This window comes from Luteirhabdus pelagi, assembly GCF_016827595.1.
Lineage (GTDB): Bacteria > Bacteroidota > Bacteroidia > Flavobacteriales > Flavobacteriaceae > Luteirhabdus > Luteirhabdus pelagi.
Genome location: NZ_JAECMS010000001.1, coordinates 1 through 17,653 on the forward strand (window position 1 = coordinate 1; position 17,653 = coordinate 17,653).

At 34.9% G+C, this 17,653-nt stretch carries 14 protein-coding genes; all 14 read left to right on the forward strand.

Features of this window, described 5'->3' with window-relative positions; genetic code table 11:
- Window positions 1-86: 86 nt before the first annotated feature.
- The 14 genes from I4Q58_RS00005 to I4Q58_RS00070 all read left to right on the forward strand — a co-directional run bounded on the left by I4Q58_RS00005 (window position 87) and on the right by I4Q58_RS00070 (window position 17,645).
- Window positions 87-569, forward strand: a complete 483-nt coding sequence (locus I4Q58_RS00005) for a hypothetical protein (protein ID WP_203292457.1) — start codon at window positions 87-89, stop codon at window positions 567-569.
- Between the two features lie 177 nt (window positions 570-746).
- Window positions 747-2,765: a T9SS type A sorting domain-containing protein gene (locus tag I4Q58_RS00010; protein WP_203292459.1), complete on the forward strand. Its 2,019-nt coding sequence runs from the start codon at window positions 747-749 to the stop codon at window positions 2,763-2,765.
- A gap of 790 nt (window positions 2,766-3,555) precedes the next feature.
- Window positions 3,556-4,275 carry a hypothetical protein gene (locus I4Q58_RS00015; RefSeq protein ID WP_203292461.1) on the forward strand — a complete coding sequence of 240 codons (720 nt, stop codon included), beginning with the start codon at window positions 3,556-3,558 and terminating at the stop codon, window positions 4,273-4,275.
- Window positions 4,276-4,481: 206 nt separating this feature from the next.
- A complete protein-coding gene (locus tag I4Q58_RS00020; RefSeq protein ID WP_203292463.1) occupies window positions 4,482-5,318 on the forward strand; it encodes a LytR/AlgR family response regulator transcription factor in 837 nt (278 codons plus the stop codon).
- A 134-nt stretch (window positions 5,319-5,452) separates the two neighbouring features.
- Complete coding sequence (locus I4Q58_RS00025; RefSeq protein WP_236002770.1) at window positions 5,453-6,106, forward strand: CPBP family intramembrane glutamic endopeptidase; 654 nt, start codon at window positions 5,453-5,455, stop codon at window positions 6,104-6,106.
- 290 nt (window positions 6,107-6,396) lie between these two features.
- Window positions 6,397-6,816, forward strand: coding sequence for a hypothetical protein (locus tag I4Q58_RS00030; protein ID WP_203292467.1), 420 nt, complete (start codon window positions 6,397-6,399; stop codon window positions 6,814-6,816).
- 178 nt (window positions 6,817-6,994) lie between these two features.
- Entirely contained in the window at window positions 6,995-8,482 is a 1,488-nt protein-coding gene (locus I4Q58_RS00035; protein ID WP_203292469.1) for an ArnT family glycosyltransferase, read from the forward strand.
- A 200-nt stretch (window positions 8,483-8,682) separates the two neighbouring features.
- Window positions 8,683-9,291, forward strand: a complete 609-nt coding sequence (locus tag I4Q58_RS00040) for a hypothetical protein (protein WP_203292471.1) — start codon at window positions 8,683-8,685, stop codon at window positions 9,289-9,291.
- 691 nt (window positions 9,292-9,982) lie between these two features.
- Window positions 9,983-11,224: a hypothetical protein gene (locus I4Q58_RS00045; protein ID WP_203292473.1), complete on the forward strand. Its 1,242-nt coding sequence runs from the start codon at window positions 9,983-9,985 to the stop codon at window positions 11,222-11,224.
- 87 nt (window positions 11,225-11,311) lie between these two features.
- Complete coding sequence (locus tag I4Q58_RS00050) at window positions 11,312-12,058, forward strand: DUF1835 domain-containing protein (protein ID WP_203292475.1); 747 nt, start codon at window positions 11,312-11,314, stop codon at window positions 12,056-12,058.
- Window positions 12,059-12,192: 134 nt separating this feature from the next.
- Window positions 12,193-12,777: a hypothetical protein gene (locus I4Q58_RS00055; protein ID WP_236002772.1), complete on the forward strand. Its 585-nt coding sequence runs from the start codon at window positions 12,193-12,195 to the stop codon at window positions 12,775-12,777.
- A 184-nt stretch (window positions 12,778-12,961) separates the two neighbouring features.
- A complete protein-coding gene (locus I4Q58_RS00060; protein WP_203292477.1) occupies window positions 12,962-13,903 on the forward strand; it encodes a hypothetical protein in 942 nt (313 codons plus the stop codon).
- A 178-nt stretch (window positions 13,904-14,081) separates the two neighbouring features.
- On the forward strand, window positions 14,082-14,576 hold the full coding sequence (locus I4Q58_RS00065) for a hypothetical protein (protein ID WP_203292479.1): 495 nt from the start codon (window positions 14,082-14,084) through the stop codon (window positions 14,574-14,576).
- 372 nt (window positions 14,577-14,948) lie between these two features.
- Window positions 14,949-17,645 (forward strand): T9SS type B sorting domain-containing protein, encoded by a 2,697-nt coding sequence (locus tag I4Q58_RS00070; RefSeq protein WP_203292481.1) that lies wholly within the window; start codon window positions 14,949-14,951, stop codon window positions 17,643-17,645.
- Window positions 17,646-17,653: the final 8 nt, after the last annotated feature.

A 17,653-nucleotide genomic window follows, 5' to 3' on the forward strand; every position in this document is an offset into this window, starting at 1 on the left:
TAAAACACCTGAAATGGTATATAAATTAACAGCGTAAATCAATTTTTAACCTGTAGCCATATTTCAGGACGTGACATTATAGAACTATGAATCATCTTAAAATACTTTTTTATTTAATCCTATTTACTACAGTTACCGTTGCTCAAGAGAGTAAGCTATCATCAATTGATGGTATTGTGGATGAACTTCTTGATCAGATAACAATTGAGAAAGGTGAAAAAATGGATACAACGGCTATAAGAAATTTGTTTCATCCTTCAGCAATATTAACAGTTGCCAATTCTTCCAGCGCTGAGACTGTATCTATTGATGACTTTTTAATCCTTTTAAAGGATCCATACTATGAAAATGGATATCTTGAAAAAGAAATCTCTAAAACAATTGAGGAATATAATGGAATAGCGCAGGTCTTTCAAAGTTTTTATGGAGAGGACTCTGAGGGATTGAAAGAAAGAGGTATAAACAGCTATCAATTGACTTACTACCAAAAGCGCTGGTGGATTGTGAGCCTTTTATGGACAATAGAATCTGAATCTGAGAAAATACCTTCCAAGTATTTGGAAAAGTAAAATAACGTTTGCCAACAACGTTCATTGTGCATACCACAGGAGGGTTACAAGTATTGAAAATCCCGCAAGTTCACACAAAAAAAGTTTTATCTGAAATATTCGTAAATTGAAAGCCAACGCAACCGGTCGCTATACAAAATCGTTGCCTCACATTATACGTTATTAAACTATATAATCATGATTAGAATTTATCTAGTACTGTTTTTTGCTCTTTTTTTTAATCTCAATAGTTTTGGTCAAGAAATTAATATAAACATCATTTCTCCTTCTAATAACCAAGTAGTATCAGGTGATTTATACGTTCAGGTTAGCATCAATGCTACATATGATATTTCAATAGTAGAAGCTAGTATAAATAGCGATATTACTGAACTTGACTCTCAAGGAAACAACCTCTTTGATGGCACTATTAGTCTTTCAAATTTATCTCAAGGTATAAATAGCTTACAAATAAACGCAACAGATCTTTTAAATAATACATCTTCTGAAGACATTGTATTTATTTATGATACAAGACCAGAATTAAATGTTATGTCGCCTTTAGATCATAGTGTTGCTAGACCAGAATTATTAGTTGAATATGAGGGTAACGATATAGAAGGGGATCTTCCTGTTATGTTAACCTACAATGTTAATATAATTGACCAAGGGGGTAGTGTTTATTCATTAGTAGAAGATTCCAACACTATGGTTTCTGAAGTTTTCGATCTTTCGGATTTTGTAAACACAGAAGTCACCTTACTTCTCAAAGTTACTGACATTAGAAATCAAACAACATCGGTTAGGAGACAAATTTATGTTGATACAAGTAATAGTCTATCTATTGAACACTCCGTCCAAAATGAGATAATGGATTTTGATGGGAGCAATCTACTTTTTGTAACTAGAGATTATTTTTGGAGTTCTTTGTATGGTGACTATATGTATGAAATAAAATCTGTAGCTAAAGAAGAAATTAGTACAGGCACAATAACAGATATTCCTCTTCCAACGAATCAAACCTTATTAGATAGATATGAGTCTTTTAAATTAATAGCTCAAGGAGCTATAATTAAAGCTGGGAATTCCGAAGCCTTAAATGGAAAACGAAATTTTATTTGGAATTTAAATAGCAATATTACAACGGAGATAGGTTATACTGGCATTGCTGATTACGACAATGAAAATCATATTGTAATAGTAGATGAAAATTCTATTGTACAAAATAATTTGTTATTCAGCTTATATGTTTGTGAATATATAGAAATAGATCCTGGTACATATTTACAACAATGTCAGCCTCATTATTTTATTCAGGATATATCAAACCCTACCAATGTCAATTTCCTAGAAGGTTTTCATGGGCAAAATAGTTATGACGAAATAGAAAAAATTTTTAGTAATGGAGATATATTGTATTATAACAATGGTAATATTCTTTTAAAGACCAACGAGAGTATAGAAAACATAACAACAGATCCAGTTGAAGTTATTAATCAATTTGCGAAATCTGATGGTAATATTTTTGTTTACGTTAAAAATTATCAAAATAATTATTCGATTGTACTTAATGACGGTATCCAAGAAATCGAACTTAGAGAACCTCACCCTCAATTTCTTTGGCCTGAAGACTTTAAGATAAACAATGGTTATATAGCCTATAGAACAAAAGGAAATTTAGGTCAAGAATTAATAAAATTAAGAAAACCTACAGGAGAGACAATAACCGTAGCCCCATTTGGTACTGATAGTATAATAGAAGCATTAAATGAATTAGGAGAGGTTATATTTATTAATAATGATAAGCGATATCTATTTTCTCAAAACAATATTTTTCAAATATCTGACAATTATTTAGGCAGTCCCTACTATTTTAACAACAATTGGTATATCTCTATCGGAAATACTCTTTTCTATGTTGATCAATCAGCTCTTTCAAATCAGGAAACACTAATAACTCAAAACAATAAAATAATTGTTTTTCCAAACCCGGCATCCGAAGAAATAAACATTAAATTCGACTACGAATTAAATGATGAGAATCTACAATTTTCACTTTCAAATATAATTGGGCAAACGATATTAAAAGGGGAACTATTTGTTGAAAATAATAATTTTAGGAAGATTCATATTATGGATCTAAAACCCGGAATCTATTTTTTAAATATTTATAACTCAGGAAATAGTGTTTTAACAAAAAAAATTATAAAAAAATAAGAACGCATGGCAACACTATATAAAATTAAATGAAAACTCAACTAAAATTTGTCAACTTAGGAGGGTCCGACACAACTGAAATTAAATCATTAACCAAACCAATATTCTAAATAGAAGGACCGACCTACTTAAAACACTTAGGATATAAATTTTTAACAGACACAAAGGGATTTAATATAACTAAATAATAAAACGTGTGCCAACAATGTATAACGCCTATTGTGTCGATATGGTCAGGCGATGAAAAGGATTACAGAAAGCAAACTCTCCTACTCTAATTGAAAATTGCGTATACTGAAACCAATGCAATAGAACGTTATACAAGACCGTTGTGTTTAAAGTTTGTTGACGTGGATAGCTTTTTTGAATAGTGAAGAAAAAGGATGAAATTGAAAATGATATTATTAAAATTCACTTGATATGAATAGAATAGTTCTTTTCGGAAAAATAATTTTAGCAACCACATTTGGAGTTTTAGGAACTCTTTCCATATTGCTGTTTCCTTTTTTAATTAGCAGTGATGATAACAAAACATCGATACTCGGATATTCTTACTTGGGTTTATTGGTTATTTCAGTTTTTATCATTTATCTGATTATAAAAAAGGAACTGAAATCAAAATGATTTGGACTGATTGAGAATATATTGGTTTGATATTCGATTGACTAAAATACTACACAACAACGTAAAACGACGCATAACGCGAGTGAATTCAATTTCATTGAATTCACTCAGCAACAACTCCTCTCCTACTACAAATGAAAAGTATGTAAATTGTCAGTCGCGCAACATGCGTTATGAAAAATCGTTGGCACCAATACAAAAATTGAAAATGAAAACTCTAATCCCTCTCATTCTGCTTCTTTTTATATCAGGGAAACCAATTGATTATGACCTTGGAGCCCCAACGATTCAGGCTGTCTGTAAGGTGACAATGAGTGACGGAACGACCAAGGAAGGATTTATTACATTTGGGTCGGGAGGATATGAACTAAAATACAGAACTCACGGATTTTGCATTCAACGAAACGGAAGCAAGGTTTTGATTCCATATAATTTTGATTTTGAGCTTTCAAAGGATCTACTGACCAGCGATGGTAGAGATTTTGATTTTTGGTACTTGGAAAACATAAGCGACAATCGACATTCTCAGAAAAAAACTGAATTTGATGAAAAAAGTAAAATCCTAAAGATTTCCGTAACGGAAACGGAAAAGTATAAGTTATCAAAGAAAATGGTGGTTTTTGAAAAAATACCATTGGACTTATACTTAGATCACAGTGATGAAAAGGAGAACGGAAAAGTAAAAATTCATGTCAAAAAGATTCAATCGGTTGAACTACTCAAAAAACCAAGCAAAGCCTCACTTGAGGTAATTGAGAATGCAAGAAAAAAACAAATCATTACTGAAAAGAAAGACGGATACTGGACAGATTACCAACCGCCTGTATGGTACCATGAAATAATTGATGATAAGGAAATGGTAGAAACCCTATCACAATATTTCTGATACAATGTACTGGTGCCAACAATGTATAACGCCCATTGTTTTGGTTGATTCCTGCTGGGAATCAACCACGCATTCGGTAAATTCTCCACAAATTCAATAAATTGCTAAGTGATATAACGCAACAGGGCGTTAAACGTTACCGTTGTAGCACATTTCAAAAAACGCATCGTCCTGAAATAGGTTGGTTAAAAAAGCACCTCTGATTAATGAATAGAAAACAACCAATGAAGAGTTCCGTCACGAAAGATAAACACACATTTACTAATAATAATACTTGGCGTTGGTTAAAAAAATTAATTCTATTTGTTGTTTTCTCCATAGTGGTAAATCATTTAGCAACACGCGATAGTTTTCCAGGTAGCGAACGGTATAGATTCCCAATAGAAGGCTTTTTGTCGACTATCCTATTATGTATACTCATTGGAATCATAGCAGAACTTAATTTTAAATTTTACAGGAAAAAGTATTTCTCTAGAAAGGTAGAAATTTTCTCAATCGCCCGGTATATGGCTTCCACTCTAGGTTATATTACTATACTGTATATTCCCTTAAATATTGTATTAAATATTATTGCCGGCGGAAATACAGAATTCTACTATTTATTAATTGGCTTGCTAATTACCTTACTGCTTAGTTTTATTCTCATAAGTTTAGCATATGCCCAGGACATATACAATTTATACAAGCTATCAGTAAAAGATGCTAAATTTACTATTGAAACTGGTGCCAAAGTAACAATGCTTACCTATGGAAACATTGCATGTTTTTACAGCAAAAATAAAATTGTATATGCGGTTAAGAATGACGGGGCAACAATTTCTACCGACTTTACATTAAACGAGGTCGAAGAAAAAATTAACGATCAATTATTTTTTAGGGCTAATCGGCAAATTATTATTCACAAGGATGCGATTGACCAAATCGAAAAGATCGAAAATGGCAAGTTACGTATTCGATTAAAAACTTCGATTGAAAATGATGTGATTGCGGGAATCACTATTAGTCGATATAAGAGAAAGGAATTTAGGACTTGGTTTCAATAAAATGATTTCCAAACTCACGACCATTCAGGTATGAATTTACTACCATTCAGCAAAAACATAAGTATTTAAAGGGATTTTAAAGGATTTTGTTCATTCATTTGATTAGAATTTAAAGTCAAACAAAAATGAACAAAATGATCTTACGCCAAACAGTAACCCCATTAATTACCATAGCAATCATCTTCTTTCTATGGTTTGGACCCATTCGGATAGGATACATAGAAAATATAGTTATTACTATAATCATCCTTATTGCGAATTATATAGAATATAAGGGGAAACCATTTTCCGCACTTGGGTTTCAACGTGAAAAATTCACATTTAAAAACATCTTAGTGCTTGCTCCATTACTTGCCCTAGGACTTTTTGCCTTATATGTATTTGTATTAGTTCCAGGAATAACAAAACTCACAGGAGTTCCGATAGATTATTCAAGTTTTGATCAATTGGAAGGAAATCTTGCAGCCTGTCTAATTGCTTTATTACTAGTATGGGCTACGGCAGGATTTGGAGAGGAAATTATATTTCGTGGTTATTTTATGAGGCAATTTGTAAAATTCTTTGGAGAAAGCAAAGTTAGCCTTGTCCTCAACATAGTTCTACTTGCCTCCTTTTTTGGATTTATGCATAGTTATCAAGGAATAACAGGACAAATTGTTTCAGGGACAGTTGGGGCAATCCTGGCCTTAATATTTTACCTGCGTAAATACGACTTATGGTTTGTTATTTTCGTTCACGGATTTTTTGACACCTTTGCGCTCATTTGTATTTACTATGGTTTGGCATAATAATACCTATCGATGATATTTATGACTTCAATTTACCCAATGACTTATATCTTTTTTTACTTTTCTTTAATAAATTTACAAGAAAGCGATGATTGGTTCCTATTTAGACAAAGCTAAAGCAGCCAGCAACGTATAACATTACATCGGTGCCGGATTGGTTAGTTTACTGAAAAATAATTCAACGAAAAGAAAAACATCAAAACTGAAAGAACCGTAACTTACAATCCTTGCAACATGCGTTATAGAAATTCGTTATAGTGCATTTGGTAACTTAGTATCGTAAAAATAGCATGAAAGAATATCTGGCCATTCTAGTATTTATAATTTCAGTTTTCGGATTGAATTCCTGTGATAGGCCAGTATGCAATAACGAAAACCCAATATTTGATATTGAAAATCCCGAATCGGAGAAATACAAGGCTGAGCTCGCGGAACAACTGAAAAATATAGATACTTCTGAACTATCCTATTGGCTGAAGGGATATAAAAATAAGAATGGCGTTGAATCCTTAGATTTCTATATTCAAGGTGATGAATTATGTGCGGTAATTAATTTGACTGTTACTAATTGGAATGGATTGGAGGACATTAGAAAAAGAAGAGGAATAGGACGTAGAGGTGCAGAGTTCAAAAATTTAAGATTCAAAATTGTAAAAAATCCTAACGCCACATCTTTCGTATATAATTCATTTGACTATCTGATAGACTGATTTAATGAATTTTAATTCAAACCAGCCATAATAACATATAACGCAAATATCGTGGGGCAGGTTAAGTGAGTGAAAGGACTAATAAAACTATCAACCTACCCTGAATGAAAATTACGTAACTTCAACACCACAAAACGGAGGTGTTATCAAATCCGTTCTCCGAAAGCTAGATATGCGAATGAGAAAATATATTATAATAATATTTACTTTATCATTTGTAAAGCTAATAATTCAATTATTGGGCAACCGAAATTATGGTTTTCATCGCGATGAGCTACTACATTTATCAGCTAGTGAACATTTGGCCTGGGGATTTATGGAATTTCCACCCTTTATTGCTGCTATTGGGAAATTAACATTTTGGGTTTTTGATTATTCGCTATTGGGAGTAAGACTCTTTCCAACGCTCGCAGGTGTAGCAATTCTCATACTATGTTGTTTAATTGCGAAAGAGTTGGGTGGAAAGTCGAAAGCCGTATTTCTTGCTGGAATTTGTGTATTGGCATTTCTTCCGTTTTATAGGAACCATACCTTATTTCAACCCGTAGCATTTGATCAACTATTTTGGACGCTCGGTTTTTACTTTATTATCAAATTCATTAACTCCAAAAACGATAAGTTCTTAGTCCTCTTAGGTATAACGATAGGTTTTGCCTTGATGAATAAATATACCATTCTGGTTTGGGCGTTCGGACTTTTTATTGGGTTGTTCTTCTATCAAAAAGGAAAACTGTTCAAAAACAAATGGCTATACCTCTCTGCATTGATTTCATTATTGATTTTTACACCAAATATAGTGTGGCAAGTACAAAATGATTTTCCAATTATAAGACATTTACAGGCACTAAATGAGACGCAACTCGATGAAGCCAACCCATTCGAATTCGGATTGGAGCAATTGAACTTCCCACTTACATTAATTATCAGTCTTTTCGGCCTCGTTGCACTGCTCTCGGATAAGTATCTAAAAAAATACAGAGCAATTGGAGTTGCATCGATCGTAATCTTTTCTACCATGTGGCTTCTTAACGCGAAGGCCTACTATGTTTTTGCAATCTACCCTATCCTTTTTGCCAGTGGATCAGTCAAAATAGAAGGCTTGTTATCCAAAAAACCAATATGGATTTATCTAATTGCTTTTAGTGTCATGGCCGGTTCTGTAAATTATATCCCGGAAGCCACACCAATACTTCCAATCGAGAAGTATGTGAAATATAAAAATTTGGAAGAAAAGGACGGACGCGTAGCGTTAACAGGAGATTATGCAGATATGTTTGGGTGGGAAGAACAGGTAAGGCTGGTAGATAGTGTTTATCAATCATTAGACCCAGCAGAGAAAAAGAACTGCGTTTTGTGGGCGGAGAATTATGGTGAAGCGGGTGCGCTCAAAATATTAGGCAGGCAATATGATTTACCTAACCCTATAAGCAGACACGGTAGTTTTTGGAACTGGGGCTATGATACCAAGGACGCAGACGTTTGGATCAGTTTAGGCAATGAAAGACCATCTGTAGAGCATGTTTTTGAAGAAGTGGAATTGGTAAAAATAATTTCCCATAAATATGCTATAGGTGAAGAAAACGGCATTCCACTTTACATTTGCAGAAAACCAAAAATCGATATTGAAAAATGGTGGAAAGACTATGAAGACCATGTATTCGATTGAGAAAAGTCTAGAGGCAACACATAAGGCCAATGCAAAATACAACAAAGCTCAGTGGAGTTCAAATGGTTGTGGATCGCACTATTAAAGAGCTTTGAATTAGATATGCGTAACTTGTTATCATAGAAATTGCTATATTTTGAAACTCTATTGCATATTCTTTTACTGCTATTCGATATTAATCAACTAAGCCGAACTATTACATGAAGCTACAACCTCTTAGAATAGAAGCCGGGTGGCGCGTGAAATACAATCAATTTTATGAAGTTGATCCCGTCGCCGGTTTTGAGGATTACTTTGATGGTTCCAGTTTACTCATGTTAGAGAACGCCAGTAGATTAAAACTTATAGATGTAGATTGGAAACCGGAAGGAGATTTAAATGGGCACTACGTAGTCAAGGTTCTAAACTTTCTTGAAAACTTTGATCAACATACTTACACATTTGACATTAATCCAGATTGGGAAAATCCATTTTTAACTCATACCGTAAAATCCAGGTTATCATTGGTTTCAAAATTGGAGAGTTTGATGCAAACACTACCTATTTACGAAGATCCAAGAATGATTTTAAAAAGAGGCGTTGTTGATGAGCTTTCAGAATCGTACCGTTTGGCGCTAGCTGATAACGGAATTTCCGAAACGTTAGTCAAAAACATATTGGGAAATGGAGGCGTGAACATTCAAATTCATCTTTTAAATCACAAGGATATCACTAGAAATATACTGTTACAGTTTGCTGAAAATGGAACTACAAAGAAAGTAAGAAACGTAGTTAATCAGAAGTTGAAAAATCGTCGATTCCGACAATAAATAGATACCTGTAACCAAGGTTGCTTTTTTAGTTTTTATACTATTATTCGCATTGATCGAAAGCGTATCTAAGAAAATTACACTTTGTAAATCTGTTAAGATTATTATAAATTGGGCTCAAAATTTGAAGAACTAACCATCATGACATCGAAGCCCCTACTCTTTATTTTACTAATACTTTTAAACTTTTCTGTTCATTCACAAAGCACTTATATAGAATCGCATTTTATAAAAGGACACAATAGCGCTATCAAACTGTTGAATACTATACAGGAAAAAATATCAGCCTGTGACTTCAAAAATATAACCAGCAGTACGTATACAAAAGAAAACGACTCCTACGATTTAATAGCACAAAGAAAAATCACTAAAAGATCGTACGAAATTGGAAATCAATTAGATGTTTCTACTATTTCAGCTTTACAAAACGGTCGTTACAACAATTATATAAATATCACCTTAGTCCATCAGCTATATGGATCTGCCGCACAATTCTGTAATACAAAAAAATCTAATTATACCTATACGTTAACGCTGTATACAACAATTGATTACAACTCAAAAAAAATAAACGTACGGGCAGCATTTGACAATTTTTTCCACGCAACCCGATATATGTCTTTCTCCAGGAAGTGAATATGCCGAAAGAGTAAACAATTACAAAAAGAGATTCAGGGAGAAAGCCGTAAATATGAAAAAATACTATGAAAATTACTTTTCTTTCTCCATTGATATAAGCGATAAACTAGGAAACATAAATGATAGTTATTTAGACTATGTAGAAAAGGGATTTGAAAATGCATATCAAGAATTTAATTTTAATAACCATAAGGAGGCATTAGCCAAGATTTTCGCTGAAATTAAAGAGAAAGAGGATCGTATAGAGGCAAGAAGAGTTGAAGCACAAAAAAAAGAGTATGCAGCCATTGAGAAAGAAAGAAATCGACTCTTAAATTCTAAAGAGGTAAAAGCTTTCGATAACCGCATCCAAGAAATAGAGGAAATGTTGACCTTGGATACTACTTTTTCATTCCTATTCGAAGACTTTTGGAGTATTGAATCTGATTTAGAAAGGGCTAAAGAAAATTTAGATAAAATGCCAAATGAAATTCGAGAGGAAAAAGAGTATACATATATAAAAATCAAAAAGGATATAGAGGAGGCTAAGAGCAACTATAAAACCATTGAAAACTTACCCAATAAGTATTCCTGTGTATACACCAACAAGAAACAAAACGAAGAAGTATATTTTAAAGATGTCATGCTCTTCTCAGAAATTTATACGAAGAAATTCTTTGATGAAGTAATTGAGAAATTAAATACTGAAAACAAAGAGATCGGTTTTATTGAAATTATTCCAACCAAAGGCTTCGTCGTAAAACTAAAACCTCAAACAAAACCGATTAAGTACTCTTATAAAGTGGTTACGAAAGAAGATAGTTTCAAATATAATGAAGATAGAGAAAACGTGGTATCGTTTGTATATAATGAAGCATTGAAGAAATATTTTATAGTGTATGCCGATTCTGAAATTACGAACGAACTTTATTTAAGCACCACCTATTCAGAACTAACCAACACTATTTTTCAAATGACAAAAAAGAATTATTCGATAAAAACCGTTTCTTTTGATGGTGACTATTATTCAGTTTTATTTGAACCCTTACCGGCAGAAAGATATATCGTTGAAAGGGAACCAACGGCACAATTGCATCTAGAAAGCCTTGAATTTCATAAGCGAAGAAAATACAAGCCTATCGAACAAATCCTTAACGAAAAAACGAAACGATTGGATGTATTTTATGAAAAGACAACCTCCGACTTTACCTATCATACATTTGAAACTTTAGAAGAATTGCAAGCGCATATAGAAGAAAACAAAAAAGACTATTCGGTTGATGCTGTACATACCCTGTATTTCTCAAGTTTTTAAAACAAATCTTTCAAAATTTACATACATTTCATAACCGTTTAGCAAGATGTTATAACTGACCGTTAGCAATTATTTTGATATTGATAAATGAGCAAGCAAATTCATATTCTTAACGGCGATTCTTTAAAAGCACAATTTCCAAAGGAAATTGATGGCGAATTGATTATTGTAAGAGAATGCCTGGTTGAAGGAAACGTCGAGGGAGATAATTTTGACGCCTTCTTCAAAAATCGAGCTGAATTCATCTCTCAGAATTACGGTGATTCGAAAGAAAACTATCAAAATAAGGTCAGGACCGAGTTTCAAAAGATTCAAAATGTTGAGAGCGGAGCTGAAATAAACCTTTGGTTCGAAGATGATTTGTTTTGTCAAGTAAATTTCTGGTTCGTAGCATATCTCCTATCCCAAGAGAGAGCGAATGGAACTATTTACCTGGTCCGGCCAAGTAAACACAATCAATATGGTTTTGGCGGTTTGAGTAGGTCAGAGTTGATCTTAGCATATGAAAACAGGCAAGAGATTAGGGAGTTAGATACTATTGCGAACCTTTGGATCTGTTATAGACAAAAGGATTGGAAAAATCTAATGGCTACAGCGGATACTATCAAAGAAAGGTTTTCTTTCATAACCCCAGCCATCAAAGCACAGATTGATAGAATTCCCAAAGGAAATAATCCAGGCAGACCGACAAGAGTTCTTTTAGAGATAATGGATGAACTACAAACCGAGAACTTTGGTGAAATTTTCCAGGAATTCTCAAAAAGAGAAGATATCTATGGATTTGGTGATGTACAAGTACAGGCCTTATTAGAAAGGGCTAAAAAATATCGTTAACAACACATAATGTTCATTTCGTCTGACGGAACAAATTTCGAATGAAGTACAAACGTTCCGCTATCTGAAATTTACTTAACTTAAAAAAATTGAGTACGTAACGTCACCCAAAGCCAGTAACCGGAACCTCAATTATGAAAATAAAAGTTAAACAACCATATCTCGGAGGGAAATCAGTTTTTCTAGTTTCTCTATTAGTAATTGGAATTACAGTTCTTATAGTTTACTTCACCGGTATAAACCAGAATAGAACGATAACGGATAATTTTGATCTCTCCCTGACAATCATCGGCACTGCATTATTTTTATTTATGACCTATGGATTATTCAAAGGGTTCGGACTTAAAGATGATTTTCCTAAATTTAGAGGGTACAGTGAGGGTGATTATTTTACCCATCCCGCAGTCGACTTCGATACGCCCGAAATTTCCGTAGATGATGGAATCGGAGGATTGATGCTCTCGATTCTCCTATGGATAGGAATGTCTATTCTTCTGGTGTTATTGATGTTGGTCTTGGAAATAGTCTTCTGGTTTTCCGTATTCATTCTTTTGGCTATGTTGTATTGGGTTTTCTTTAGAGCATTAAAGTTGGTTTTCAGTAAATCCAAAGAAACAATGGGCGATTTGGGTGTCTCGGCGCTTTATTCCTTCGGCTATACCCTACTTTATATTGGATGGATGTTTGGAATTGTATATTTGACACAGTTGCTGAAATGAAAACCAGTGGGCATCAACGTATAACGATACATAATGTCTGTTTGGTCAAACGGTTGAATAAGATTACAAAGAAACCACTCTCCTACCTTATGTGAATAATTTGTAAATTGAAAAACGGCGTAACGCACGTTCTACAAATCCGTTAAAAATAATTATTAAATTGAACGCCAAAACCAATTCAAAAATGAAAAGAAATATACTACTTCTATTTATCTTAGTGCTAACTTTTAAATCTGGGATTGCGCAATTTGGAATGCTCGAAAGCGCCGACATTAAAAAAATCAAAGAAATACCATTGGTTGTCGTCCTTGAAACTCCAGACGATAAGCTTATAAAAAAGTTAGAGAAAAAAGGAAATAAATCTGAGGTTGCCGAATATAAAAAGGCAATAGAAGACTATAATAGGAGTATAAAAAGTGCATTTGAAAACAACTGGACCTTTTCGAAGGAATTGATTTTCGTCTCAGATGAGGAAATCGACTCCTATTCCTCCAAGAAGAATGAATATGCGTTTTTTCAAAGAACCACACAGAAAGGTGTAAAAAATAGCTCAGCTTATTTACTCGGCAGTCTAACATGTCATTACTATACGCTTAACCTAGCTGGGAAGAAGAAACCTGTGTTTTTTATAATGGACAGAGAGTTCCCATCGGAGGCTGATTTCAAATTTTTGATTCAAGTCACTGAAATGACGCTCGAAGGGAGAGAGAATTCAAGTAAAGACGCAAGAGCATCCCAAGCAATGATTTCAAAATACAAGGATAACGCAAGGCAACTTTTAGAAAAAAAGATCCTGTTGGTCGATAAAAATGATGTTTCGGATAAAACACTAAAAAACATGGATAAGATTTACCCATTCGAATACCGCATTACCGACAAGGTCGAAATTGATAAAGCAATTATTGAAGAGGATCAACAATTTGCATATTATAGAATACAACCTGTGGGGCAAGTTACATCAAATAGCGGCTCTTTTTCAGCTATGCCATATAAGAGCTCCAAGATATATCGGACACAGTATATTATTGATGCTGAAAATGGGGATATTCTAGGGTTTATTATGCCCAATACAAACTATGAGATTTCGGTAAAGGATTTAAAATCGATGGTGAAAACCCTGCGGTAAAACAACTATAGTTAGAAAGCAATAAGCCCTATTAGACCTATGCCGCTGATTAATCCGTTATATATTCAAGTTTATTTTCAAAAATCTTGAATGCTAGATAATCTTACCTTTTACCATGGTTAAAACATATACTATAAAAGCCTACGCTTGCCAAGAAATTTTTGGCCTTCAGAAATTGATGGCTAATAAACTCTTTCTAACTGTAATATTTTCAATGCTATCGTTACTATCCATTTCTCAGAATGCTCCATTGACCCTTATAAATAGCAATCGAGGAAAAATTGTAAAAATTGAAAAATTCACCCACTTAGTAATAAAGAAAAACAGTGGCGATAAGATTAGAGGACGATTCATTTCCCTTCAGGATTCCACTATTACCATTGAAGAAAACTTTGATAAGACGTCCAAAATCACGATTTCAGAAATTCAATTAATAAAGAAGGATTTATTCAATAACAGGAAATGGTTAGAGCCGTTTGGCTATATTGGAATTGGAGCGGGTTTAGGATTGATTGCCACTCCCTTTATTTGGATTTTTGAGGGTTCTAAAAAAGCTTGGGAGGGATTAAAATTTGCTGGAATTCTTGCCTCGGTTTCTTTGCCCGTAATTTTGCTTGGCACAAGTAAAAATCGGTATAACCTAAATAACAACTGGCGAATCGCTATAGATTAATGCTGCGCTAAAGCGTACAATTCAAGCTGCTTCTGAAACACCCTTCAAACAATAAATCAGTTTGAATACTTAAAGTTATATCGAACCGCAAATCCAAATTGTCAATCATTTTAAAAATAATTTTTTAAGATAAAAAGCATTACTTTCTGAATTACAAACACTTATAATGATATTTATATTTTCATTAAAAAGAGTTGTCATAAATTTTGAAAGAAATCCTCCCCCACTTCAATTGCTTTTCTATATTTGTTAACGATTTCAAATAAAAACAAATTGAGGATTACTAACTACCTTGTGTTTGTTTTCATTCTTTTTTGCTTCGCCAAGGCAAACGCACAGTGTGGTACACTGGAGACGATTTCTATTTGTGATATGACGGTCATCGATGGAAATATGGATGGAAACCCTGATGGAATAATCAACCTATACGACGAATACAATGCACTTCCGGGCGTTACGCCCATCTCACTAGCATCTGGAACTTGGTTCGACCCTGACTTTAATTTCGCTTTAGATGAAACCACTGGAGACCTATACTTATGGGACTTAGACAACGCTTCGGAAAATATAGACGATTATCAGTTTCAACTTCTAGACCCTTCATCAGGTTGTGCGAACGACATTGTCGTATCGCTTAATGTAATTTTAGGACCCTTTTCGGGCCTCGCCGTTCCAACCACAGGTTCAAATGACATCAATATCGAAATTTGCGACGTAGGTATCGACCCATGTGGCTCTTTCGCTACCGTCGATTTATATACAGCACTGTTATCTATTCCAAGCCCTCATTTAAACGGAATATGGGAATATGAAGGATCAAGTACAAGTTTTATTAGTATTGAAGACAATCGCTTCTTTTTTGCCGATGTTCCCTACCAGCCAGGGGTTCCCTTGGTAGATGAAGAGACCTTCGAGTTGGTGTATCGTGTACCCGGAATCAATCCTTGCGCGCCTGAAGCCGAAACTAGAATCAAAATTTCTGTGGTCAGGCAAGTTTTTTCAGGTTTTGGGAATACTGTAAATATTTGTGAATCTGAACTGATAGCTGGAGACTTTGATGATGTCGATCTGCGTGATGATCTATTCTTAATTAATGAAGACATAGAGGGAATTTGGCTTGATGAGGAAGACCCGACGGGTCAGATAAGTAACCCTGGCGACTCTCAAATTAATCTAGGAGCGGTTTATGATGAACTTTACGCCACAAACCCAAGGTTTGGCTGTGCTGTTTACGACTATACCTACTTTGTTGAAAGTCGCTCAACAATCTGCCCTGGTTCAACAACTACCGTAAGTTTTACCTTCTTTGAGTCTATTCGACCCTTTCAGCAGGACGTTGCTATACCCGAGTTCTGTGTCGGCGACGAAACCTTGGATACTATCGATCTTTATGATTACCTCACTTTCACCACTGAAAATGGAACACTCTACGACTATCCCGACCCCTCCTGTACAAATTGGAGCTTAGTTTCAGGGCCATCCTCTCTTGGATTGGTAGAAAATACGGGGGATTTATGTTCTATCACCGAAGATCCGGAATATACTACTTCCGGCACGATAGATTTAACCGACTTATCAAATTTGGATGCTGGAACCTATGTCTTTCAATACACGGTATTGCCAGAATATACCTGCGATGCTAACCTTACTTCACCAGAAATAATTTATCAGCCACCCTCAGGCTGTCTATCCACACAAGACCCAACCGCTCCTTGTCAAGGTGAAACAGCCCAAGTTACAATAATCATTCACCCCTATAACTACGCGGGAGAAGATACAGACGAATTGGCTTTCTGTGAAACAGATATCAGCAGCCCTATCGACCTAATAGCATTGCTAAATACCAATGGTATCGATGATCCTATTTATGTGGGTCCCTTAGGAACTTGGACCGATTTAACCACTGGGAATACCATAAACAATCCGTTTACCATTCCTGATATTAACGGACAGCAAACGTTTTCGTTCAACTATAGTACAACTACCGATAACGACTGCGATGACAGTGCAGATTTAACCTTCACCATATACGAAAAGTATAGCGCAGGTAGCGGAATTACTATCGAAGCTTGTAATATCGACGACCCCATAAATTTGTTCGAATTGCTAAATGGCGATCCTGATACTAACGGAACTTGGACAGGTCCTGGTGGTTTCTCCTCCCCTAATTCGACGGCTATAATTGATCCGATTTCCGCTACTTCTGGAGATTATATTTATTCGGTTCCTGCCAATGGACTATGCGATGGCGATCAAGCCGTAATTACCCTTACCATATTTGATGCACCCGTTGCGGGACCAGACACACAGGGTACTGTTTGCGTCTCCGACGAATCGATAAACCTTTCAGATTATTTGGGCTCTTCGGCTGAAGCGGGAGGCACTTTCTTGGATAGCAATGGCACCGGAGCACTTTCGGGTTCCATTTTAGATGTTTCAACACTATCGGGTGGTGTTTATATGTTTGAATATCAATTACAGGGACATCCATCGTGCGGTATTTCTTCAGCTTTTATTACCATTACTGTTATTGAAGTCGCTCCCCCTGATGTTTCAGACCAAACATTTTGCTTGCTCGACGCTGCAACAATTTCAGACTTAGAAGTAGGGAATGCGTCCACGGTTTATTGGTACGATACAGCTGAGTCTTCAACTGCTCTACCATTCGACACCTTATTGGAAGATGGAGAAGATTATTTTGCCGTAGCAGTAGATTCCAATGGTTGCGAATCGGAAAGGGTTGGTATTACCGTGGCATTACTTCCCTTGAACGATCCTGAATGCGACCCCTGCATAAATGATGGTGTTTCTCCAAATGGAGATGGGCTAAATGATGCGCTTGACCTTTGTACCTTTCCCATATTGTTTCCGAATTATGAAATCAATATCTATAACCGGTATGGAACATTGGTTTTCACTGGAAATATCAATACCCCTCCTTTCATAGGCCTTTCAAATGTACCGTTGACGATTGGAGATGAATTGCCGGCAGGTGTCTATTTCTACATTTTTGACCCCAGAGATGGCATCACCGACCCCTTTCAAGATAATTTTTATTTAAGTAGATAAATCACAGT